Source organism: Amycolatopsis sp. NPDC058340, assembly GCF_042723975.1.
Classification (GTDB): Bacteria; Actinomycetota; Actinomycetes; order Mycobacteriales; family Pseudonocardiaceae; genus Amycolatopsis.
In genome coordinates, this window is record NZ_JBHXIB010000076.1 from 1 (window position 1) to 552 (window position 552).

Sequence of the window (552 nt, forward strand, 5' to 3'; positions counted from 1 at the left end):
CTTTCCGTCCCGTTCCCGCGGTCCCGCCCCCCTCCCCCCGCCTCCCCCTAGGGAAGGGGGCCTTCACGCGCTTCGGGCGGTGGGTTGCCGCTCGCCGACGGATGCGGTGCCGTCGGCGATTCCGGCTGCCCGGTGCGGCTGGTCATCGGCCTCGTGAGTGGCGAGGACGGTTAGAACCGTCCTTGCCACTCACGAGGAACACGTGCATCCCGCCCACGGAGCGACTGCGCCGACTGTGTGGATCTTGGGACGTCAGATGACCAGAAACCCACACAGTCCCCGCATCACAGGTCCGCTCACGGCAGGGTGTGTGGAAACAGAGACGTTGAACGTCCCGATTTCCGCACACCCCTCACCCACGGTGACACTCACGCGCCCTTAACCACGTCGAGTAGCCGCTCAGGCACGACATCGTGTCTTAGGCCTCGTGAGTGGCGAGGACGGTTCTAACCGTCCTTACCACTCACGAGCGCCGGGTACAGCGGGGCCCCCCCCCACGGCGCCGCCCAACAACACAAAAACGTAACAACACCCCCCCACAACCCAGGAAAC